Consider the following 22,175-nt stretch of genomic DNA (forward strand, 5'->3'; position numbering starts at 1 on the left):
CCCGCTCAGCCCTTGTACTGCCGGTAGGCCTCCTCCGCGGCGTCCAGTACGGCGGCGAGGTCGCCACCCGCGGTGGCGGTGGCGGCGGCGGCCACCGCGCCCTCGACGAACGGCGCGTTCGCGAACCGGACCGGGAACGGGAGGCCGTGCTCGTCGGCGTCGGACAGCAGGGCGCGCACGGTGGTGACGGCGCTGCCCAGGTCGGCGATCACCACCACCCCGTGGCCCTGGTCGACCCGGCGGGTGGCGGCGGCCACCAGCACCGCGCTGATGCCCGGGCCGGCCGGCTCCCCGCCGGTCGCGGCGATCGGGGCGGGGGAGTCGGATCCGGTCAGTGCGAGTGCCAGGGTGCGGACGGCGGTGGCCAGTTCCTGGCTGTGCGACACCAGGACGACCCCGACCCGGCCGTGCGCGGCGGGCCGGCCGGAGGACGGCCGGGGCAGGGTGGCGGGCGCGGGTGGCGTGCGGGGCGCCGGGGGGTGGGCCGAGGGCGCGTCGGAGATGGGGATGACATCGGCGCGGGTGCCGTCCCGGCGGCTCATCGGCTGCTCCCTGTGGGCGGTGGTGGGCGGTTGACGGGTGGTCGGTGGGCGGGGCAGCGGCGGTCGGGGTCGGCACGGGCCGGTGCGGGCCGCCGAGGGCCCGCGTACGGTCGGCGGAGGCATTCCCGCACGCTGCCATGCACTCTGGCAGCTCCTGCGGCCTCCGACCGGCGGGACACGCGTCGAGCGGGCCCGCGGCGGCGTCGGTGCCCGGCTGATGGAGTCCTCGTCAACCCGCTGACCGGGGCGGGCGGGTGTGGCTAGGCTGGGCCGGGAACGCCGTCGGGAGGAGACCGGGTAGTGGCAGTCAACAGCGGGATCGACGTGGAAGCGGGCGGCGCACAGCCTGAACTGGCGCCGAGCGGGAAGCCGAAGGTGGACTTCACCGGGGCGAAGTGGCTGTGCAGCAGCCAGGGCGTCGGGGACGTCCAGATCGCGTTCGTGGACGGGTACATCGGGATGCGGGACGGTCGCCAGGAGGACGGCCCGGTCCTGGTGTTCACGCCGGGGGAGTGGCGGGCCTTCGTGCTCGGCGCCCGGGACGGCGAGTTCGACCTCACCTGAGCCGCGAGCCATCGTCGCACGACCGCGGAGCGGGCCCCAGTGGTACGGGGCCCGCTCCGCGGTCGATTTCGGCCCCGAACATCACAACTGATGATCTATTGAGCGTGCCCCGTCAGAATTTCTGTTGACTGTTAGACAAACGCAGCTCAGAGTATGAGCACAGGCAGACGCCGTGCCCACCGCCCCCACGCGGCCAGACACGGCGCCTGCTGTGCGGCCCGGCAGCGTTGCCAGGCCATCCTCCCAGTCATCCCCTGCGCACCGGGGGTGCGTCGGCCGGTCCCGGCCCACGAGGGGCCGGCAGTCGCCGGGAGGCTGGCGTCGACGCCGAGAGCGACTCGACGACGACACCGTTTGCTCGGGACCCGCACGCCCCCACGCGGCGGCGTCCCGGGCAAGATCCACGGGAGCGACGGGCCGGGGCCCCGCGGATCTGGCTTGTGGTGCATGGAACTGTTGGCTTGTGTGCTGTGCTGTGTGCGACGACGAAGCTGGGTGCTCGGCAGTTCGGCACGACAATGTGCACAGTGAGGGAAACGCGTGTAGGGCCGCGTTGCGACATGCCGTCCCCCCGGAGGGTGAAACCCAGAACGGCTGTCGTGCAGAACCGAACGTAGCCCGGACGGTTGCTCAGAGTCAACATTGGTCTCTGAGCGTCGATCTCCCGCCGGTGCCCCACCCACCTCGCGAGCGCGGTGTGCCGGACACGTACGATGTTCCCATGTCTTTTCTCCGCCGTCGCTCCGGACAGCCCGCCGGCCCGGACTTCGACGTGCTCGCGATGGACCCGGGCGACTGGCCCGGCGACTTCGGTGCGGCCATGATGACCGGCCCGGACGGCTCCTGCCAGGGGATTTTCCTGCGCTACGACCTGTTCGGCGGCAGAGGCCCGGCGATGTTCATCGGCAACCTCCCCGAGGGCTCGCCCGCCCGGGAGACCGGCGACAGCGTGCCCTTCGAGGTGCGGCAGCTGCTCGCGGCGCTGGAGAACGACGAGCCGGTCGACTTCGTCTCGGCCGAGGACTTCCCGGTGATGCTCGGGGACGACCTGCTGATCGTGAAGAAGGTCAAGGTCAGCGAGGAGCGGGTGTTCTGCGCGCAGTTCGGGCGCAGCGACGGCGTCCAGGTCACCATCGCGTCCTGGGACCGACCGATTTCGGACGACCTGTATCAGCTGTTGAAGCCGCTCCCGGCCGACATGTTCCAGCAGGGCTGACCGGCGCCCCGACCGGGGCCCGGACGCTGCTTGACGGCTTCGATCACAGGTTCGTACAGTCGCGAACATGTCGTGCCGTCTCCCGCTGCTGACCCGCCGCAGCTACCTGGACCTGCGGCGCACCGCCAGCGCGGTGTGTCCGGGCCACTGAGGGGATTCGTCCCCGAGGCGGCGGGCGGCCGGTTGTTCGTGGCCGGCTCCGAACCCGGGGGCGGGCCGTGAACCGACCTCCGGAGCCGCCGAGCCGGTACCGCGCGCCCGTCCGGCGTGCCGCCCGCATTCGCCGAGCCCACGCTGCCGCCCGGAGGCCCCAGCACCATGACGACCACCGCTGCCGACCGTTCGCCCGCGGACCGCCCGTCCGCCGCGTCCCAGACCACCGAGCCACCGGCCACCCCGCCCTCGGCCACCGGGGCGGCGTCGGCTTCCGGCCACACCGCTTCCGGCCACACCGCTTCCGGCCACACCGCTTCCGGCCACACCGCGCCCGACCGCTCGGCGGTCGCCGACGCCCTCGCCGGGCTGCCCCGGGTGGTCGACCTGCTCTCCGCCCGCGCCGAGGAGCACGACCGTGACGCCACCTTCCCGTACCAGGGCATCGAGGCGGTGCACGAGGCCGGCCTGCTCACCCTGACCGTCTCCCAGCGGTACGGCGGCCCCGGCGGCACGCTCGCCGACACCGTCCGGGTGCTGGCCCAACTCGGGCGCGGGGATGCCTCGGTGGCCGTGGTCACCGCCTTCACGCTGCTCCAGCACGCCGAGCAGGGCCGCCGCGGCGCCTGGCCGACGGCCGGCTACCGGCGCCTGCTCACCGAGTCCCGGCGCGGACCGGCCCTGGTCAACACGCTGCGCGCGGAGCCCGGGGGCCGCCCCGGCGCGCTGCCCGGGACGGTGGCCCGACGGGACGGCGACGGCTGGCTGCTGACGGGCCGGAAGACGTACTGCACCGGCGCCGAGGCGCTGGCCTGGATGGCGGTGACCGCGCGGACCGACGAGCCGGAGCCGCGGGTCGGGACCTTCCTGGTCCGCGGCGAGAGCGAGGGCCTGGAGATCGACCCGACCTGGGACCAGCTCGGCCTGCGGGCCAGCGCCAGCCACGACGTCCTGCTGGAGCAGGTCCGGGTACCGGCCGATCTCGCGCTCGGCCTCACCGCGCCCGGTGGAGCGGCGGGTTCCGCCGGCCCGGCGGCCGGGGCCGCCGAACTCTCCCTCGCCTGGCACGATCTGGCGCTCTCCGCGGTGGCGATCGGAGTCGCCCGCGCCGCCCAGTCCTGGCTGGTCCGCTTCCTCAACCAGCGCACTCCGGCCAATCTGACCGAGCCGCTCGGCACCCTGCCCCGCTACCGCTGCGCCCTCGGCGAGATCGAGGCCCAGCTGATCGGCGCCGAGGAACTGGTCGAGGGGCTGGCCCCCCGGGTGGACCGGGGTGAGCCGGACGCGGTCGCCCGGACCGGACCGGCCCACCTGCTGGCCACCCGGGCCGCGACGGCGGCCGTCCAGCAGGCCGTGTCGCTCACCGGCAATCCCGGCCTGAGCCGACGTCACCCGCTGGAGCGCTACCTGCGGGACGTGCTGAGCAGCCGGGTGCACCTCGCCCCGGACGAGGCCGTCCTGGAGGCCGCGGGCCGGGCCGCCCTGGAACGCGGCGGCCGGCCGTAGGGCGACCAGGGCCGGTCCGGGCCCTGAGGGCTTGGCTGAACTATCCGCGTCGCGCGCGGCGGGAATTGTTCAGCCAAGCCCAGGCCGGTCAGCGGGTGCCGACCGCGGCCCGGACGGCCCGGCGGGCGAGCGCGGCGTCGTCGTAGAGCCGGCGGATCATGATCCGCTGCTCCTCGCCGGCGCCCGGCACGTCGTACAGCCGGATCTCCCGCATCAGCACCAGCACGAGGTTGACCAGGAACGCGTCCCGGGCCAGCGTGCCGCCGCTCTGGGCGAGTTGGCTGATCTGGCGGCGTGCCGCGGTGTCGCCGGACAGCACGCTCCACAGCACCGCCAGGTCGTAGCCGGGCAGGTACCAGCCGGCCTGCTCCCAGTCGACCAGCACCGGGCCGGACGGCGCCAGCAGCATGTTGCTGAGTAGGGCGTCGCCGTGGCAGAGCTGCAGCGGGGTGTGGCCGAGGCCGTGCAGCAGGCCGCGCAGGTCGCCGGCGTCCCGGTCGGTGAGCTGGCCCACCGAGTGGTAGCGGGCGATCTCCATCGGGTAGTCCATGCGCGGCTGGAACACGTCGGTCGGCGGCCGCCACAGGTTGAGCGTGCGGACGGCCGTCAGCAGCGCCCGCACCTCGCCCGGGGTGGGCGCGTTGACCGGGTGGCGCTCCCGCGCGGCCGGCCGGCCGGGCACGCGCTCCATGACGAGCACGCAGCGGTCGTGGTCGGCGGCGACCAGCCGGGGCAGCCGCACCGGCGGGCGGTGCCGGACGAACGCCCGGTAGACCGCGACCTCGTGGTGGAAGTCGGCCACCAGCTGCTCGAAGTGCCCACTCCGCACCGCCTGCGGCGCCAGGCACTTGGCGACCACCGGGGCCCGCCCGATGGTGCCCGCCACCAGGATGTGGCGGCTGCCCTCGCGCAGCACCTGGCGCGGGGTGAACGCGGGACATATCCGCGCGACGCTCGCCAGCGCGGCCCGTACGGCCGGGGTCTGCAGCGCCGACGGGTCGATCCGCTCGGGGCCGCCGACCTGGCCGGGCCGGTGCGGCTGGCGCAGCACCCGGCCGTCGGCCTGCCGGGCCAGCGGCAGTCGGCCGCCGACGGGCGGGGCCGACTCGGGGCCGCGCAGCCCCAGCGCCGTACGGCCGGCCGGGACCCGGGCGTCCGTGGACCGGCCGTCGGTGCCGTGCGGAGCCACCGGGCGGCTCGACGGGGGCACCTGCTTCGGGCCGGGACGGCCGGCGGCTGCGGTGGGGGGGCGCAGCGCGGAGCGGGTCGCGGTGGGCGTGGGGGTCGTCGCTGAGGAGTACATGGGGTGAGGGTGGTCCCTTTCAGTCCGTCGGCGGGTGCGCCCCGCGGTGCGGGGAGGGCCGGTGCCGCGTGCTTCCTGGCGTGACGGCGACCCTGGCTCGGTGCGGTGGGTGGTGCGCGGGCGCCGGGCACGGACGCGGGGTCGAGAGGACCCTGTCGACGGCGGTGCTCCAGCCTTCCGCACCCTGGGGAGTACGGTCGGCCGGACTGCCGTGGCCGTGCCCGGCGCCCCCGCGCCACCCGGCCGCGCCACCCCCTCGGGTGAGGACCGGGAGCGTCCCGTGCCACGGTCGGGGGAATGCCCCGACGCTGGTGGGACGCCGCCCGACCCGGGGGCGAGGTGGCGCACCCCTACAACACACCCACCGCGCACTGGCTTAGTAGTCTGGCGGGCCCTGGCGAACGGTGGCGAATGCTCGCCTGGCACTTGCCGGAGCCTCTAGCCTCGAAGCAGCCGAGGAACCTGGGGGCTTCGTTGAGCAGGGAACCCAACACCCGACTCGCTGATTTGTTCGTCCTGACCGGATGGTCGAAGGGCGAACTCGCGCGGCTGGTCAACCGTCGGGGTGCCGCGATGGGTCAGCAGCAGCTGTCCACCGACACGTCGAGGGTACGGCGTTGGATCGAGCAGGGGGAGATCCCCCGCGATCCGGTCCCGAGGGTGCTGGCGGCCGTGTTCACGGAGCGGCTCGGCCGTGTCGTCACCACTGAGGACCTCGGTCTGGAACGACACCGGCCCACCAGGTCCGGAGCGGCGCCGTCCGCAGCAGTGCCATGGTCGCCGGATCGAACGGCCGCGGTCCTCACCGAGTTCACGGGAATGGACCTCATGCTGAACCGACGTGGATTGGTGGGCGCGGGCGCCGCGCTCACGGCCGGAACGGTCATCGCCGATTCGTTGAAGGGCTGGCTCGGGGGGGACGCGGTCGCGTACGCGGCCTCCGTCCCCGGGCCGCGCCAGGTGATCACCCAGGGCGGGGCGCGCCCGGTGGTGGACGTGTACGACGCGGGCCCGGTGGGGCTCGACGAGGTGGAGGCGCTGGAGCGCTCGGTGCAGGTGTTCCGCGCCTGGGACGCGGCGCGCGGCGGCGGACTCCAGCGCAAGGCGGTGGTCGGTCAACTCAACGAGGTCGGCGGGCTGCTGACGCACCGGCACGCGCCCGTGGTGGAGCAGCGGCTGTGGCTGGTCGCGGCCAACCTGGCGGTGCTGGCGGGCTGGATGTCGCACGACGTGGGCCTGGAGCCCACCGCCCAGCGGTACTTCATGATCGCGGCGGAGTCGGCCAAGGAGGCCGGCGACCGGCCGCGGGCCGGCGAGGCGATCTCCCGGGCCGCGCGGCAGATGGTCCACCTGGGCCGGGCCGACGACGCGATCGACCTGATGTCGGCGGCCAAGGCGGCGGGCGGCCGGGTGCTGCCGAGAACGCGCGCGATGCTGAACACCGTCGAGGCCTGGGCGCATGCCTCGATCGGGCACTCCCAGGACACCTGGCGGCTGCTCGGGGAGGCCGAGGAGCTGTTCGCCGAGGGGGTGCCGGAGCCGCCGCCGTCCTGGATGCAGGTGTTCGACGAGGCCGAACTGCGCGGCATGCAGGCGCTGGTGCTGCGCACGCTCGCCGAGCACGACCCGTCGGCGGCCCCGCAGGCGCAGCGGCACGCGGAGCGGGTGATCACCCTGCGGGAGGGCACCGGGCAGTTGCGCTCGGCGCTGTTCGACCGGATCACCCTGGCCTCGGTGCACTGGCTGACCGGCGAGCCGGACGCGGCGGAGTTCCAGGCGAAGATGGTGATGAACCTGATCGGCCAGAACTCCTCGCACCGGACCTGGGACCGGCTGCGCGAGATGTACCGGCTGACCGTGCGCTACCGGGGGCTACCGGTGGTGGACGAGCTGCGGGCCGAGCTGGGGCGGGAGCTGCGGACGGCGGACACGAAGAACCGGCCGAAGCGGTCCTGAGACGGCCGGCCCGCGGTCGTGCGTCGGCGGTGCCGGGAATCGTGAGCCCGGTGAGCCCGGTGAGCCCGGTGAGCCCGGTGAGCCCGGGGTGGCCCAGGTCAGTTCGGCGGCGCCGGCCGGAGCAGCATCCGCAGCGCGGTGACGGTGCCGTCCGCGCCGAGGACGGGCTCGCCCGCGCACTCGACGTCGGCGTGCGGGGCGCCGGTCCGGCGGATCCGCAGGGTGCCGGCGGAGGTGCGGCCGTGCACCAGGGCGTCGGTCATCATCCGGCGCAGCACCGGCCGGTCCGCCTCGGGGAGGCGGTCGGGCAGCCGGTCGAGGCTGAGCGGGCCCTTGTCCGGGTCGCAGCCGAGGAGCAGGTAGGTTTCCGCGTCCCAGTGGACGCGGTCGGTGAGGAGGTCCCATTCGGCTGAGCCGATGACGTTGTCGAGATCGCCACCGGCGCCCGGTCCGTGGCCGGGGTTGGACGGCTCCTGCGCCGTGCCGTCCACTCTGCCGTCCGTTCCGCTGTCGGCGTCGCCGCCCGTTTCGCCGCAGGCGCCGTCGTCCGTCGCGCCCGCCGGGGCGCCGTCCACCGTGGCGGTGTCCGGCGGGCGGGCGGGAGCCAAGGGCATGTTCATGGCAGGTCCATCGCTCAGGGCCCGCTGCGCACGGGCCGTCGGTGGTGAGAAGACTGTCGCACAGCGCCCTCACCCCTGCGGGCGATTTGGACATATCGCAGGCAAAATACCCGTGGCATATGCCACTGTGGCAGGAGCCTTCGTCGCCCTGTGTGCGGACGGGGGTCCGAGGCGGTAACCTTCGGTGATTCCGGCGCCCGGGCGCCCACCGCAGTACCGACCACAGACCCCGGCGACGGAAATCCCGTTGCCACTACGACCGCCGCAACGGATGCTGACCTCATGTTCGAGCCAGTGATAGCACCCAGTGCCAGCCTCCTCGGCCTCCTGCAGCGAGGCCGCGGTGACGGGCAGCTCCACGCGCTGGCCGCCGACCGTACCGAGGCCATCGCCGCGCTGGAGGAGTGCGTCACCAGGGATCCGCGAGCCGACTGGCAGGTCGAGAGCCGCTCCCTCTACTACGCCCGCCTCTACATGGAGCTGGAGGCCCCCCTCGACGGCATCGAGGACCACCTCCACTCCGCCGAGGACCTCGTCAGCGACGACGAGAACCGCACCGGCCTCGCCCTCTCCGTCCTGGGCCACCTCGCCGCGTACGGCCGGCGCGACGCGCTGCTGATGCTGCGCGAGTACACCGCCACCGGCGCCAACTGGGCCTGGGCCCTCGACGAGCTCGCGCTGCGCGACGACGACCGCGGCCTGCTGCTGCTCGGCACCGCCGTGCTGGACCGCTTCGCGCCGGGCCCCGAGGGCGACGCCGAGCTGCGCGAGTTCATCCGCAACGCCTACGAGCCCCGGCCCTGGCGGCTGTGGGCGGCCTACCACCCCAGGGTGGCGGCGGCCAGCGAGCAGTCCCCCTTCGACCTGTGGCAGCGCCAGCTCAACCGCGGCGGCGTCACCCCGGGCTGGTCCACCGCCGACGTCCTGGCCTGGGCCGATCAGGGGGACCTCGGCGCCCTCGGGGTCGGCGCCTTCCTCGGCCGCCCCGACGGCCGGCCCGAGCCCGCGCAGGACACCGCCGATCCGGCCGGACCCGACGCCGTGGACCGCCGCGCCGCCGCGGCCGCCAGGTGTCTGACCGCCGTGGTCCGGCCCGAGGACCGCCCCGCCGTGCTGGAGGCCGCTCGCGGCGGCCTGCCCGGTGCCCGCCGGGCCGCCCTGCGCTACCTGGTCGACCAGCGCGACCCGGCCGCCGCCGAGCTGATCGAGGCCGCCGCCGTCGACGTGGACGACCGGATCGTGCGCGCCGCCCTGGAACTGCTCGGCCGGATGCGCGGCCCCGAGGTCCTGACGCACGCCCGCCGCTGGGCCGACCCGGCCACCGGCGGTGCGGACAGCGCGCTCGGCGAGGCCGCCGTCAAGCTGCTCGCCGACGCGGGGGAGCCGTCCGACGCTCCGCTGGTGGTCGCCGGGCTGCGCCGCTGGATCTCCGTCCGCGGGGTCAGCGGTACCGGGCTCGGGTCGCTGGTCGACGGTGCGGGGCGGCTGGTCGCCGCCGACGCCGTACCCGTGCTGCGCCACATCTACGGGGAGGCCGCCTCCTCCGAACTGCGCGGTCGCGCCGCCCGGGCGCTGGCCGTGACCGACGTGCACTTCCCCGAGGGGCCCGCCGTCGAGTGCCTCTGGGACTGCGAGGAGTCCACCCGCGAGCTCGCCGCGCGCCACGTCGCCACCACGGGCGACGCCCGTGTGCTGGAGCGGCTGCGCCGACTCGCCGCCGATCCGGCCGAGGAGGCCGAGGTCCACGCCGCCGTCCGCGGGCGGCTGACCGCCGCGCGGGAGTTCGGGCGGTAGGGCCGTCCGCCCCACGATCCCCTGCTCGGCGAACGGTGGGCCGGGACACCCCCTCGGGTGTCCCGGCCCACTGCTGTTGCGGGGTCGTTCTGAAACGCGGTTCTACTTGGCGACGCCCGCGTCCGGGGCCAGGACGCCGCCGGCCACCAGTCCGATGATCAGGACGCCGAGCAGCACCCGGTAGACCACGAACGGCAGAAAGCTGTGGTGCGAGATGTACTTGAGGAACCAGGCGATCGCCGCGTAACCGACCACGAAGGCGATCAGGGTGGCCAGGATGGTCGGCCCCCAGGCCGGTGCCGGGCCCTCGCCGATCTTGAACAGCTCCAGCACCCCTGAGGCGAGTACCGCCGGGATCGCCAGCAGGAAGGAGTAGCGCGCCGCCGCCTCCCGGCTGTAGCCGAGCAGCAGGCCCGCACTGATCGTGCCGCCGGAGCGGGACACCCCGGGGATCAGCGCCAGCGACTGGGCGAGGCCGTAGATGCCGGCGTGCGGCAGGGTCAGGTCGCTGATCGGCCGGGCGTGCCGGATCGCACGGGTGCGGTCGGCGAAGGCCAGCACCAGGCCGAAGACGATCAGCGTGGTGCCGATGATCCGCAGATCGCGCAGGTGGGTCTCGATGCCGTCCTGGAACAGCTTGCCGAGGATGCCGATCGGCAGGGTGCCGATGATCACGAACCAGCCCATCCGGGCGTCCGGGGCCGAGCGCAGCGCCGGGCGGAACAGCGACAGCGTCCAGGTCTTCACGATCGAGGCGATGTCGCGGCGGAAGTAGATCAGCACCGCGGTCTCGGTGCCGAGCTGGGTCACGGCGGTGAAGGCCGCGCCCGGGTCGTCCCAGCCCAGCAGGGCGGAGAAGACCCGCAGGTGGGCGCTGGAGGAGATGGGCAGGAACTCGGTGAGCCCCTGGATCAGGCCGAGGACGGCCCCGTGGAACCAGCCGATCACCAGACACCCACCCGGGGTATCCGTAGGTCGTCGTACATGTGCGGTCCTCGCAGGTCGGAACGGGCGTACGGGCATGCGGGCGTGCCGCGACCCGCACGGCCCTCGGGCCGCGCACGGGCCGGCGCGCGGCCGATGGTACGGGGTGAAGATGACTATTCTTTGTTCACCCTTTGACCCGGCTTTGCCCGCCGGTCCTTCCGCGACCCGCCGACCTTCGGTGATTCAGCGCGTGGGCCGGGCGCGGACCCAGGTGCGGTCCTCCGTCAGGTAGCTCTCGACCGTCAGACCGGCGTCCGTCAGGGCCTGCTCGAACGCGGCGGTGGTGAGTGGCCGGGACCGGAAGGTGTGCGTCCAGCGGGCGTCCGGGAACTCGTACTCGGCGTGGACGGAGTTCACGCCGTCCCCGACCCGGGTCGAGGAGACGATGCGCGCCACGCCGTCGGCGCCGAGCCTGCTCTCGCGCGGCACGTTGAGGTGCCAGTCCTCGCCCTCGCGCTGCATCAGCACGCAGCCGTCCGCGGCGACGTGGCGGCGGCAGGTCTCCAACAGGCCCTGGCGGACGGTCTCGTCGCCGGCGTGCACCAGGAAGGAGGCGAGCAGGACGACGTCGAAGCGCTCGCCGAGGACCAACCGCTCGATCGGGCTGCGCACGGTGCGGACGTCCTCGCGCACCCTGGCCAGCATCTCGGCGGACTCGTCCACCGCCGTCACGGTGAAGCCGCGGTCGGTCAGCGGGTGCGTCATCCGGCCGATGCCGCAGCCCAGTTCGAGGATGGTGGCGCCGGCCGGCACCGCCGCCTCGATCACGTCCGGGGCATCGCCGACGGGGAGCCGGGCCCAGAGCTCGACGGCGCAGCCGTCCGGGGTGATCGGGCCCGGGCCCGTGCCGTCGTGGCCCTCGCGTCGTGTGCTGTCGGTGTGTGTGTCGTTGCCCATGGGCGCCATCGGAACACGGGTCGGGTGGGGAGGGAAGGCGCCGGAGCGGGTTTCGGTCAGTCCGTCAGTGCGCCCTCCAGTTCGGCCAGGGTGGCGTGCAGCCAGGCGAGTTCGGCCTCGCTGGTGGCGCGGGCGATCAGCAGCAGGCCGCGCCGGAACGGGTCGGCGAACTCCTCGGCGCCGAGCGGGCGGTCGCCGTCGTAGAAGAAGCTGGCCGGCTCGGCGAGGAAGGCGAGACGGCGGCGGAGCACGACGGCCTGGGCGGCGGGGTCGTCGAGCTGGCGCAGGAAGGCGAGCAGGGTGAACCAGCGGTTCTCGTCGCTGATGTCCAGTGGCTCGGGTTCGCGCAGTTGGTCGAGCAGTGCGGTGCGGCCGGCCCCGGTGAGGTGGAGGGTGTGCCGGGGCGCGGCGGCGGTGCCGGGCTCGGTCTCGCGGACCAGCAGGCCGTCGGCCTCCAGGCGCTTGATCGCCGGGTAGAGCGTGCCGTCGCTGATCGGGCGGACGTGCCCGGTGAGCGCGGCGAGGTGGCGGCGCAGCTGGTAGCCGTGCAGCGGGCGGTCGTAGAGGAATCCGAGGATCGCGAGCTTCAGCATGGGGCCACTCTCGCAGATCGTCCCTCGGATCGTCGGTATATCGCTTCCGTGATACCTCGATTGCGAGGTATGGTCTCGGTGTTCCCAGCCACCTGGTCGAGAAGGAGTTCCCGTGCTGCGCCACGCCCCCGTCACTGCGAACGGCGATCTGATCCGATGGGTCGAACTGCCCGGTGCCGAGCCCGCCCGGCTCTACCTGCACGGCCTCGGCTCCAGCTCACCCGTCTACTTCGCGGCCGCCGCCGCCCACCCGAGGCTCGCCGGGCGCCGCTCGCTGCTGCTCGATCTGCTCGGCTTCGGGATCAGCGACCGGCCCGCCGACTTCGGGTACACCCTGGAGGAGCACGCCGACGCCGTCGCCGCGGCCCTGACGGCGGCCGGGCTCGCCGGCGTCGAGGTGATCGGCCACAGCATGGGCGGGGCGATCGCCGTCGTGCTCGCCCACCGGCACCCGGAGCTGGTCGCGCGGCTCGTCCTGGTCGACGCCAACCTGGACCCGATCACCCCCGGCCGTGGCCCCGGCAGCAGCGGCATCGCGAGCTTCACCGAGCAGGAGTTCCTGGCCGGCGGTCGGAGCGAGGTCGCGCAGTGGGCCGGCCCGTTCTGGTGGTCCACGATGCGGCTGGCCGGCCCGGAGGCGTTGTACCGCAGCGCCGTCCACCTGGCCCGGGCGACGGTGCCGACGATGCGCGAACTGCTGCTCGGCCTCGACCTCCCGCGCACCTTCCTGCACCCGGCGGCGGACGGCGAGCCCCGCGGCGCCGACCGGCTCCGCGCGGCGGGCGTACGGCTGGCGGCCGTCCCGGACTGCGGGCACAACATCATGCTGGACAACCTCGACGGCTTCGCGGCGGCGGCCGGGATCGCCCTGGACGGGTCGTAGGCTGGGCGGGAGGCGGAGAGGAGCCCGCGCGATGCCTGTCGACGTCCCGCCTGCGCTGGCCGCCTCTCTGGAGGGCTTCCTCGGCCCGGACGGCCGCAGCTGGGCGGCCCGACTCCCAGCCCTGGCAGGCGAGTTGCTCGACCGCTGGGAGCTGCGCCCGGACGGCCCGCCGGCGCACGGCGCCGTCGCGCTGGTGCTGCCCGTACGGCGCGCCGACGGCACGCCCGCGGCGCTCAAGCTCCAACCGGTGGACGAGGAGACGGCGGGCGAACCCGTCGCCCTCCGGGCCTGGGGTGGGCGCGGCGCCGTTCGGCTCCTCGACCACGAACCCGTCTCGGGCTCGCTGCTGCTGGAACGCCTCGACCCGGGGCGTTCGCTGCTCGACGTCGCCGACGACCGGGCGGCGCTGCGCGTCCTCGCGGGACTGTTGAGGAAGTTGACGGAGCGTCAGGTCGTGGCGGGTAAGCCGCTGCGTCGACTGGCGGATGTCGCCGACGGTCTGCTCGCGCGGGCCCCGGCGGCCGCCGCCCTCGCCGACCCGGCCGAGCGGCGCCTGCTCGCCGACTGTGCCGCCGCCCTGCGTGAGGTTCGGGCCGAGCCCGGAGACCGGCTGCTGCACTGGGACCTGCACTACGGCAACGTCCTCGCCCCGCCCGAGGGTTGCGGCCGCGCGCCCTGGCTCGCCATCGACCCCAAGCCGCTCATCGGACACCCGGGCTTCGAACTCCTCCCGGCACTGCGCAACCGCTGGGGCGACGTGCTGGCCACCGGCGACGTCGCCCGGGCGCTGCGGTGGCGGTTCGACCTCCTGGTGGAGGTGCTGGACGTGGACCGCGAGGTGGCGGCCGCCTGGACGCTCGCCCGGGTGCTGCAGAACGCGGTGTGGGGTGCGGAGGCCGGGGGACCGGCGCTCGACCCGGCGCAACGGGCGGTGGCGGAGCTGCTGTCGGGGCGGTGAACGAGGCTCGCGGGATCAGGGGCGCCGTTGATCAGTGCGGTGCGCGCGGCGCGGCTCGGGCGGCCTGAGCGGGCGGCCTGAGCGGCGGCGAGAAGAGCGAAGGCAAGGAGGTCGTCCACTCCTTGCCACTCTCAACGTATAGCGCACCGGGGGGCTTGCGGCAAGGGCCCGGTCGTGCCGCAGAATGACCGGCCTGAGCCGGAAGTGCGGACGTACATGGGGGTTTGTGATGATTGACGTGATCATCGTCGGCGCTGGACCGACCGGGTTGATGCTGGCCGGCGAGTTGCGGCTGCACGGCGTTCAGGTGCTCGTGCTGGAGAAGGAGGCGGCGCCGCCCGTGCAGTCCCGGGCGCGCGGCCTGCACGTGCGCAGCATCGAGGTGATGGACCAACGCGGCCTGCTGGAGCGGTTCCTCCCGCTCGGTGAGCAGTTCCGGGTCGGCGGCTTCTTCGCCGGCCTCGGCACGTCGTGGCCGGAGCGGATGGACACCACGCACTCGTACGTCCTGTCCATCCCGCAGGAGGTCACCGAGCGCCTGTTGGCCGAGCACGCCACCGAGTTGGGCGCCGAGATCCGGCGCGGCTGCGAACTGGTCGGCCTGAGCCAGGACGACCACGGGGTGACCGTCGAGCTGGCCGGTGGGAGCGCCCCCGCCAGTGGGGGCGGAGCCGGCGGGGGAGGTACGCAGCTGCGCTCGCGCTACCTCGTCGGTTGCGACGGCGGCCGCAGCGCGGTGCGCAAGCTGCTCGGGGTGGGCTTCCCCGGCGAGCCCGCCAGGGTCGAGACGCTGCTGGGCGTGATGGAGCTGACCGAGGACCCGGCGACGATCGCCGCCGTCGTCGCCGAGGTCCGCAGGACCCACCTGCGGTTCGGCGCCATCCCCGAGGGGAACGGGGTGTACCGGGTCGTCGTGCCCGCCGAAGGGGTGGCCGAGGACCGCACGACCGTGCCGACCCTGGAGGAGTTCACGCACCAGCTGCGGGCGCACGCCGGCACCGACTTCGGCGCGCACTCACCGCGCTGGCTCTCCCGGTTCGGCGACGCCACCCGGCTGGCCGAGCGCTACCGGGTCGGCCGGGTGCTGCTGGCCGGCGACGCGGCGCACATCCACCCGCCGACCGGCGGGCAGGGACTCAACCTCGGCGTCCAGGACGCGTTCAACCTCGGCTGGAAGCTGGCCGCCGAGGTCGCCGGCTGGGCACCGGAGGGGCTGCTGGACAGCTACCAGGCCGAACGGCGCCCGGTGGCCGCCGACGTGCTGGACAACACCCGCGCGCAGATCCAGTTGATGTCCCTCGAACCGGGTGCCCAGGCGGTGCGCCGGATGCTGTCGGAGCTGATGGACTTCGAGGAGGTGAACCGGTACCTGATCGAGAAGATCACCGGGATCGCGGTCCGCTACGACTTCGGCGAGGGACACAGCGAGGGCAAGGGTGAGGACCACGAACTGCTCGGCCGGCGGCTGCGGGACGTGGCACTGAAGCGGGGGCGCCTCTACCCGCTGATGCACGGCGGCCGCGGGCTGCTGCTCGACCAGACCGGCAAGCTCTCGGTGGCGGGCTGGTCGGACCGGGTCGACCATGTCATCGACGTCAGCGAGGAGTTGGACGTGCCCGCGGTGCTGCTGCGCCCCGACGGCCACGTGGCGTGGGTCGGCGAGGACCAGCAGGAGCTGCTCAGCCGCCTGCCCCGGTGGTTCGGCGCCGCCACCGGCTGAGCGCGCGGGCACCGACCGCCCTTGGTCGAGCGCGCGGGTGCTCACCGCTCCCGCAGCAGCACGAAGCGCACCGGCGTGCCCGGGCGCGCCTGTGCGGCGGCTGCCAGATCGGCGGTCGGGACCACGCCGATCACCGGGTAGCCGCCGGTGGTCGGGTGGTCGGCCAGGAAGACCACCGGCCGCCCGTCCGGCGGGATCTGCACCGCGCCCAACACCATGCCCTCGCTGGGTAGTTCACCCACCCGGGCGCGGGCGACCGGCGGGCCCTCGGTGCGCAGCCCGATCCGGTTGCCGGCGGGGGAGACCCGGTACGCGTCACGGGCCAGCCGGGTGAGCGCCGAGGCCTCGAACCAGTCCGCGTGCGGGCCGAGCCGCAGCCGCAGCACCAGTTCCACCGGGGGCGCGGGCAGCGGCACCAGGTCGGGCCGGGGGCGGTCGGGCGGGGGAGGGCCGACCGGCAGCCGGTCGCCGGCGACGAGCGGGGCCGGGCCGAGCCCGGAGAGCAGGTCGGCCGAGCGGCTGCCCAGCACCGGCGGGACGGCGATCGCGCCCGCGACGGCCAGGTAGCCGCGCACCCCGGCGGTCGCCGGGCCCATCTCGACCACCGCCCCGGCCGGCACGGCGACCGGCGCACCCCACGCGGCCGCCCGTCCGTCCACCCGTACGGGCGAGGGCGCGCCGGTGACCGCGACGACCACCGGCCCGAGGGCGCGCAGGGCGACCCCGCCGAGCGTGGTCTCCAGACCGGCGGCGCCCGGTTCGTTGCCGACCAGCCGGTTCGCCGCCCGCAGCGCCGGTTCGTCCAGCGCGCCGGCCCTGGGCACCCCGAGGTGGGCGACGCCGCGCCGCCCGAGGTCCTGGACGGTGGTCAACGGCCCGGGCCGCACCACCAGCAACTCGCTCAACGCCCCCACCCCGTCATCCGCCGTGCGCCGGTGGTCCCGGGCGCCACCCGTGGTCGACCGGCACCCCCGCTACGCCCGTTCCGCCGTGAACCGCACCCGCACCCCCGGCGCCAGCAGTGCCGCCGGGTCGCGGCCGGTGTCCCAGAGCGCGAGCCCGGTGCGTCCGAGGAGCTGCCAGCCGCCGGGGGAGGAGCGCGGGTAGACGCCGGTGTAGCGGCCGGCCAGGGCGACGGAGCCGGCCGGGACGCTGCTGCGCGGCGTGGCCCGGCGCGGGACCTCGTACGCGGGCGGCAGCCCCGTGAGGTAGCCGAAGCCGGGCGCGAACCCGCAGAAGGCGACCACGTACTCGGGCCCGGTGTGGATCCGCACGGTCGCCTCCTCGGACACCCCCCCACAGCGCGGCGACCTCGGCGAGGTCGGCGCCGTCGTAGACCGTCGGCACCTCCACCAGCGGCCCGTCGGCCGCCGTGGCCGCGGGCGGACGGGCGGTGCGCAGCAGCGCCGCCACCGCGTCGACGTCCGCGACGCCGTCCAGCAGCACGGTGCGCGCGGCCGGCACGATCTCCTCCACCGCGCCGAGCGCCTGGCGCGCCTGCCGCTCGCACAGCCACCCGTACAGCGCGGTGACCTGCGCGTCGTCGTCGAGTTCGGCCAGCAGCGCCCGTTCGCCGACGCGCCGGACGGCGGCGGGCGTCACGTGAACGCCTCCACCCGGACCCCGGCGGAGGCGAGGGCGCCGCGGATCCGCCAGGCGAGCTGGGCGGCGCCGGGGGTGTCGCCGTGGACGCACAGGGAGCGGGCCTCGACGTCGATCCGTTCGCCGCCGACGGCCTCCACCGAGCCGTCCCGGGCGATACCGACGGCGCGGGTGATCACCGATTCGGGGTCGTGCACCACGGCATCCGGGTCGCGGCGCGGGACGAGGGTGCCGGCCCAGGTGTACGCGCGGTCGGCGAAGGCCTCGCTGACCACGGGCAGCCCGACGCCCTCGGCGACGGCGAGCAGCCGGGAGCCGGGCAGTCCGAGCACCGGCAGCGGACCGTCGGAGATCGCCCCGGCCCGCAGCACGCCGGCCACCACGGCCTCGGCCTGCTCGGAGTCGGTGACCACCCGGTTGTAGAGGGCGCCGTGCGGTTTGACGTAGGAGACCCGGGATCCGGCGGCGCGGGCGAAGACCTGGAGGGCGCCGATCTGGTATGCGATCTCGTCGGCCAGTTCCTCCGGGGGGACGTCCATCGCGCGGCGGCCGAAGCCGGCCAGGTCGCGGTAGGAGACCTGGGCGCCGATCCGGACGCCGCGCTCGGCGGCCAGCGCGCAGACCCGGCGCATCGTCGACGGATCCCCCGCGTGGAAGCCGCAGGCGACGTTGGCGCTGGTCACCACGGACAGCAGGGCCTCGTCGTCGGTCAGCGTCCACCGTCCGAACCCCTCACCGAGGTCCGCATTGAGATCGATCACCGCATCGGCCACGCCCGTCCGCCTCCCAGCAGCTGTTGAGCCAGATGGTAGGGCCTGTGGATGAAGGCCGTTGTCCGTGACCCGGGCCCCGGACGGCCCAGCGGCGCGAGAGTCCTGGTCGCACGCCCTGGGGCGGCGCTGGGCGGTCCCGATTCAGCTCGCGGCCACTGGTCCGGGGAAGGAACGTTCCAGCGGGCGCAGTGCCTTCAGCACGATCAGCAGCGGGACGACGCCGATGATTCCGAACGACATGTCGATAAACCGCCATGCAAGGGGAATCCCCCGGAGGCGGGCCGCGGACGCCGTGCCGGACGCGCCGATGCCCGGGCGCCGGGGCACCCGGGCATCGGAACCGCCGGACTACGCCGTGTAGGTGTAGGTCACCGGGGCGCTGGTGCCGCCCGCCGTGGTCACCGTGACGTCCACCGGGCCGGGGCCGGCCGCCGCCGGCGCGGTGGCCGAGCAGAAGGACGGGCCGCAGGAGACGTGCGCGGCCGGCACCCCGCCGAACGCGACCGTTCCGTACGTCAGGTTGGCGCCCTGCAGGTACACCTGGGTGCCGCCGGCGGTCGGGCCGCCGGTGTTGGTCAGGTTGCCGACCGTCGGCGCGGGCGGCGGTGGGGGCGGGGCGCCCGTGTAGTCGAAGGTGGTCGGCGCGGCGACCGTGCCGCCGGGCGTCACCACGGAGACGGGCGCGCTGCCCGAGCCGCCGGGCGTGGTCACCGTGCAGGCGGTGTCGGTGCACGTACCGACCGCCGGGACGCCGCCGACCAGCACCATGCCGTGGGCCAGGTTGCTGCCGCTGACGGTCACCGCGGTGCCGCCCGCGCCCGGGCCGGTGGTGGTGTCCAGGCCGTCGACCCCGGGCGGCGCCTGGACGACCGGTGCCGGCGTGCTCCCGTCGAGCGACACGGCCGTCACGTGGCCGGTCGGATCGGTGTCGTTCGGGTTGGAGACCGTCGCGACGATCTGCCCGGTCGGCTGCCGGGTGGGGTCGCCGTACACGGTCAGCTTCATGAACTCGTAGCGCCCGGGCCTCCGGGTGCCGATGAGGACGGCGTCCAGGTGGCGGTGGTCGGGCGAGATGGTCTCGGTGAAGGTGTAGTCGTACGGCGTGGAGAAGAACATGCCGAGGTCGGTGGTGAGCCCCGGCGGCAGGTCGACGGTGATGTGGGTCGGGCCGGTGAGGTCCTGCGTGCCGGCGGACGTCCAGCCGACCGAGAACTTGCCCGGCCCGGGAGGGGTGGTGCTCGGCAGGAAGCCGTTCAGGCTCGCGGTCACGTGCTGCCCCTGAACGGCGGGGACGTCGGCCGGAGCGGCTGCGGAGGCGGCGACGCCGGTGGCGAGGGTGGTCACGGACAGCGCCGCGGCGACGCCCGCTTTGACCAGTCGAGTGATCATAGGCCGATCATCACGGTAGCAGCGCGTCGTCTTCACGGGTTTTCCGAATACCGGTTCGGGAATGGCGGGATTTCGTCGAAATCCCGTTCTGAATTCACCCCCGACACGCCCCCGGGCCTGCCGTTCCGTCCGCCCACAAGGCCCGTTTCGGTCGATGTCGGTGCGAACCTCTAATCTTGTCCTCCGTGACCGCCATCGCTGACCCGCCCACCGTGCCCGGCCTCCGGCCGACCGCCGGCGCCGCCGTGCCCGCCGCGAGGCCCGCGCCCGGCCCCGCCGCCGACGAGGGCCTGGCCCGCCGGCTCAAGGCGCTGGCCTGCACCGCGCCGCTGCACGACCTGGACAACCGCAAGGTCAACCTGGCCGGCGAGTACGGCGGCTACGCGATGGCCGAGGTCGGCCTCGCCGCGATCGACCTGGTCACCCTCCACATGGACTTCGACACCGGGGCCGACCGCGACATAGTGCTCGCCCGCCTGCTGCCCCGGGTCGCCGCCCAGGCCGTCGGCCGCCCCGCCGCCGAGCACGAGCGGGTCGCCCGCTGGGTGCTGGAGTCGCTGATCAACGTCGGCAGCGTCGACCGCGGCTTCCGCGCCGTCTACGGCACCTTCGGCGCGGACGGCGAGTACGTCCGGCGTGACTACGACTTCAAGCTGATCGAGGAGGTCCCCGGCCCCGACGGCGGCGTCTACCTGCGCACCACCGACGAGGCGGTCAACGTCCTGGTCGGCGCGCTCGACACCGACGTCACCTCGGCCCAGATCGCCGCCGAGGTCAAGCTGGAGGTGCTGATCCGCCGCGGCCGCCTGGCCGACGCCCAGCTCGCCGCCGAGCAGGCCCGCTACCGCACCGTCCAGTACGCCGAGACGCTGCGCCGCGCCCTCGACGCCACCCGGCGCAACGTCCGCGCCGTCGACTGGATGAGCGCCATCCCCGACCTCATCGACGAGGCGCTGGACCACATCGCCGACCGCTACCGGCACGAGAACGCGATTCTCACCAACATCCGCAAGGCCCGCGACGAGGCCGAGCCCCACACGGCCGAAGGGGCGGAGCACAAGCGCCGCGCCGCCGAGCTGCTCGACATCGTCAAGGACTGCATCCGCCGCCACACGAAGCTGCAGACCCGCCTGCTGGAGGCCGGCCCGCTGTTCCGCGCCGAGCAGGACCGGCAGGCCTTCGCCACCCCCGGTGCCCGCAGCGGCATCGACCTGTACGGGCAGCTGCTCGCCCCCGTGCTGCGGCTGCCGGTAGAGCAGGCCGTCCGCCCCACCGGCGCCTTCTTCGCGCACGGCGCCGGCCTGCGCACCCCCGTCTCGGTCCGGGTCGCCGACCTGGTCGACCTGCTGCTCACCCCGCCGGTCGAGCGCGAGCACCTCGGCGCCGAACTGCCCGACCCGGACCTGGTCGCCACCCCGGACGACAGCCGCTTCTCCGAGGCGCAGCTGGAGGCCGCCCTGGTCCTGCTCGACCTGCCCGCCGACGCCCCCCGCCGGCTCTCCGGCCTGCTCGCGGACGCCCGCAAGCAGGACCCGGACCTGCCGTACCTGGTCGCCCTGCTGTCCGTCCACGCCGCCAGTCCGCCGGTCGGCACCGCCTACCGGCAGGGCGAGGAGCGGCTGCTGTTCGCCGTGGACGACGGAACGCCGCTGCGCGACCCGGAGTTCGGCGGCGCCGACCTCATCGTCGGCAGCGCCCTGCTCGACGCCGTCGGCATGGCGGCGGACCGCAAGGACGCCGGCTGAGCGGCCAGGCACCCCAGTTGACGCACCAGAACCCCCGACCCGCCCGCACCACCCGCGAGGAGCACCGCCCGTGACGACCCACCACGACACGTCCTGGGCGGCCGAGACCGAACCCCCGGCCCCCACGCCGATCACCCCGGCCGACGTCGCCGACGCCGCCCGGCTGGTCTCCTTCGGCCTCCAGGCCAAGCTGCTCCCGGCCCGTGACGCCGAGTACGCCGAACTCGTCCGCCGCCACCGCGAGGACCCGCCGTTCGCCCGCCTCGCCGACGCCGTCGCCACCGGCATGGGCCTGGTCGTCCTGGAGGTCTCGCCGCGTGCCGGCATGGCCGTCGCGGCCGCCGAGGACTCCCTGTTCGCCGTCCGGATGGGCGACTACTCGCGCCGCGCCGCCTCCGAGTCCACCGACCGGTTCCTGCACGGCCTCGCCCACCTCGCCGTCGCCGCGATGGCCTTCCCCCGCCCCGAGGACCTCGCCGACGACGGCTACCTCGGCCGGATCACCGTCAACGGCGTCGACGCCTTCGTCCGCCAGGCCTGCCGCCGCCTGGAGGAGCAGGCCGACGCCGAGGGCGCCAACACCGACCCGCAGTCCGACGCCCCCGGCCTGGAGGCCGCCTGGCGGGTGTGGGCCCGGCGCACCGCCACCGGCGCCACCAAGGACGCCCGCCGGCTCTCCGGCTCCACCATCGGCATCGTCGCCAAGGCCGTGCTGTTCCTGGTCGACTCCGGCTTCCTGCAGAAGGTCTCCGACGACTCCGGCGGCACCTACCGCACCACCGCCCGCTACCAGCTCCAGGTCCGCGACCTGGCCGGCAGCGCCGCCATGGCCGAACTGCTCGACCTCGGCGTCGTCCCGGTCTCCGACGGCACCGCCAGCCTGCTGCCGCCGGACACCGCCGACGAACTGGTCGCCGACGCCGGCCTGCCGTTCCACTCGCTCTGACCACACCCTCAGCCACGGAGAACCGCCG

General features: G+C 74.7%; 19 protein-coding genes and 1 pseudogene. 10 read left to right on the plus strand and 10 right to left on the minus strand.

Going from position 1 to position 22,175, the window contains the following annotated elements; translation table 11 throughout:
- Positions 1–5: 5 nt before the first annotated feature.
- Positions 6–542 (minus strand): PTS fructose transporter subunit IIA, encoded by a 537-nt coding sequence (locus P3T27_RS34710; RefSeq protein WP_348534181.1) that lies wholly within the window; start codon positions 540–542, stop codon positions 6–8.
- 324 nt (positions 543–866) lie between these two features.
- Between P3T27_RS34710 and P3T27_RS34715 the strand changes: the two genes are divergently transcribed.
- The 3 genes from P3T27_RS34715 to P3T27_RS34725 all read left to right on the plus strand — a co-directional run bounded on the left by P3T27_RS34715 (position 867) and on the right by P3T27_RS34725 (position 3,981).
- Complete coding sequence (locus tag P3T27_RS34715) at positions 867–1,106, plus strand: DUF397 domain-containing protein (RefSeq protein WP_280685305.1); 240 nt, start codon at positions 867–869, stop codon at positions 1,104–1,106.
- A gap of 721 nt (positions 1,107–1,827) precedes the next feature.
- Positions 1,828–2,322: a hypothetical protein gene (locus P3T27_RS34720; RefSeq protein ID WP_063350170.1), complete on the plus strand. Its 495-nt coding sequence runs from the start codon at positions 1,828–1,830 to the stop codon at positions 2,320–2,322.
- A 318-nt stretch (positions 2,323–2,640) separates the two neighbouring features.
- Positions 2,641–3,981, plus strand: a complete 1,341-nt coding sequence (locus P3T27_RS34725; protein WP_280685278.1) for an acyl-CoA dehydrogenase family protein — start codon at positions 2,641–2,643, stop codon at positions 3,979–3,981.
- A gap of 88 nt (positions 3,982–4,069) precedes the next feature.
- On the opposite strand, the gene P3T27_RS34730 is transcribed toward P3T27_RS34725, so the two are convergent.
- Entirely contained in the window at positions 4,070–5,284 is a 1,215-nt protein-coding gene (locus P3T27_RS34730; RefSeq protein ID WP_348534182.1) for an aminoglycoside phosphotransferase family protein, read from the minus strand.
- A gap of 474 nt (positions 5,285–5,758) precedes the next feature.
- Between P3T27_RS34730 and P3T27_RS34735 the strand changes: the two genes are divergently transcribed.
- Positions 5,759–7,240, plus strand: a complete 1,482-nt coding sequence (locus P3T27_RS34735) for a hypothetical protein (protein WP_280685279.1) — start codon at positions 5,759–5,761, stop codon at positions 7,238–7,240.
- A gap of 98 nt (positions 7,241–7,338) precedes the next feature.
- Here P3T27_RS34735 and P3T27_RS34740 read toward each other — a convergent pair whose 3' ends face one another.
- Entirely contained in the window at positions 7,339–7,860 is a 522-nt protein-coding gene (locus P3T27_RS34740; protein WP_280685280.1) for a hypothetical protein, read from the minus strand.
- A gap of 282 nt (positions 7,861–8,142) precedes the next feature.
- Between P3T27_RS34740 and P3T27_RS34745 the strand changes: the two genes are divergently transcribed.
- The gene (locus P3T27_RS34745; RefSeq protein ID WP_280685281.1) at positions 8,143–9,654 is read left to right on the plus strand and encodes a HEAT repeat domain-containing protein; all 1,512 of its coding nucleotides are present in this window, start codon (positions 8,143–8,145) and stop codon (positions 9,652–9,654) included.
- Between the two features lie 102 nt (positions 9,655–9,756).
- On the opposite strand, the gene P3T27_RS34750 is transcribed toward P3T27_RS34745, so the two are convergent.
- From P3T27_RS34750 to P3T27_RS34760, 3 genes are all read right to left on the minus strand, one after another.
- On the minus strand, positions 9,757–10,599 hold the full coding sequence (locus P3T27_RS34750; RefSeq protein WP_348534183.1) for an undecaprenyl-diphosphate phosphatase: 843 nt from the start codon (positions 10,597–10,599) through the stop codon (positions 9,757–9,759).
- A gap of 225 nt (positions 10,600–10,824) precedes the next feature.
- The gene (locus P3T27_RS34755; RefSeq protein ID WP_280685283.1) at positions 10,825–11,538 is read right to left on the minus strand and encodes a class I SAM-dependent methyltransferase; all 714 of its coding nucleotides are present in this window, start codon (positions 11,536–11,538) and stop codon (positions 10,825–10,827) included.
- A gap of 56 nt (positions 11,539–11,594) precedes the next feature.
- Positions 11,595–12,131, minus strand: a complete 537-nt coding sequence (locus P3T27_RS34760; protein ID WP_280685284.1) for a PadR family transcriptional regulator — start codon at positions 12,129–12,131, stop codon at positions 11,595–11,597.
- A 115-nt stretch (positions 12,132–12,246) separates the two neighbouring features.
- Between P3T27_RS34760 and P3T27_RS34765 the strand changes: the two genes are divergently transcribed.
- The 3 genes from P3T27_RS34765 (at position 12,247) to rox (ending at position 15,692) form a co-directional block, all read left to right on the plus strand.
- Positions 12,247–13,014, plus strand: a complete 768-nt coding sequence (locus P3T27_RS34765; protein ID WP_280685307.1) for an alpha/beta hydrolase — start codon at positions 12,247–12,249, stop codon at positions 13,012–13,014.
- A gap of 31 nt (positions 13,015–13,045) precedes the next feature.
- The gene (locus P3T27_RS34770) at positions 13,046–13,972 is read left to right on the plus strand and encodes an aminoglycoside phosphotransferase family protein (protein ID WP_280685285.1); all 927 of its coding nucleotides are present in this window, start codon (positions 13,046–13,048) and stop codon (positions 13,970–13,972) included.
- A gap of 229 nt (positions 13,973–14,201) precedes the next feature.
- On the plus strand, positions 14,202–15,692 hold the full coding sequence (gene rox / locus P3T27_RS34775; protein ID WP_280685286.1) for a rifampin monooxygenase: 1,491 nt from the start codon (positions 14,202–14,204) through the stop codon (positions 15,690–15,692).
- A gap of 41 nt (positions 15,693–15,733) precedes the next feature.
- Here rox and P3T27_RS34780 read toward each other — a convergent pair whose 3' ends face one another.
- The 4 genes and pseudogenes from P3T27_RS34780 to P3T27_RS34795 form a co-directional block, all read right to left on the minus strand.
- Positions 15,734–16,597: a biotin-dependent carboxyltransferase family protein gene (locus tag P3T27_RS34780; protein WP_280685288.1), complete on the minus strand. Its 864-nt coding sequence runs from the start codon at positions 16,595–16,597 to the stop codon at positions 15,734–15,736.
- A 69-nt stretch (positions 16,598–16,666) separates the two neighbouring features.
- Positions 16,667–17,255: pseudogene (gene pxpB, locus P3T27_RS34785) on the minus strand (5-oxoprolinase subunit PxpB).
- A 35-nt stretch (positions 17,256–17,290) separates the two neighbouring features.
- Positions 17,291–18,067, minus strand: a complete 777-nt coding sequence (locus P3T27_RS34790) for a 5-oxoprolinase subunit PxpA (protein WP_280685289.1) — start codon at positions 18,065–18,067, stop codon at positions 17,291–17,293.
- 348 nt (positions 18,068–18,415) lie between these two features.
- Positions 18,416–19,456, minus strand: coding sequence for an IPT/TIG domain-containing protein (locus P3T27_RS34795; protein WP_280685290.1), 1,041 nt, complete (start codon positions 19,454–19,456; stop codon positions 18,416–18,418).
- A 212-nt stretch (positions 19,457–19,668) separates the two neighbouring features.
- On the opposite strand from P3T27_RS34795, the gene P3T27_RS34800 reads away from it, so the two are divergent.
- Together P3T27_RS34800 and P3T27_RS34805 are read left to right on the plus strand one after the other, a co-directional pair.
- A complete protein-coding gene (locus P3T27_RS34800) occupies positions 19,669–21,201 on the plus strand; it encodes a hypothetical protein (RefSeq protein ID WP_280685308.1) in 1,533 nt (510 codons plus the stop codon).
- 70 nt (positions 21,202–21,271) lie between these two features.
- Positions 21,272–22,147, plus strand: coding sequence for a hypothetical protein (locus P3T27_RS34805; RefSeq protein ID WP_280685291.1), 876 nt, complete (start codon positions 21,272–21,274; stop codon positions 22,145–22,147).
- The last annotated feature ends 28 nt before the right edge of the window (positions 22,148–22,175 follow it).

It is taken from the genome of Kitasatospora sp. MAA19 (assembly GCF_029894125.1).
Lineage (GTDB): Bacteria > Actinomycetota > Actinomycetes > Streptomycetales > Streptomycetaceae > Kitasatospora.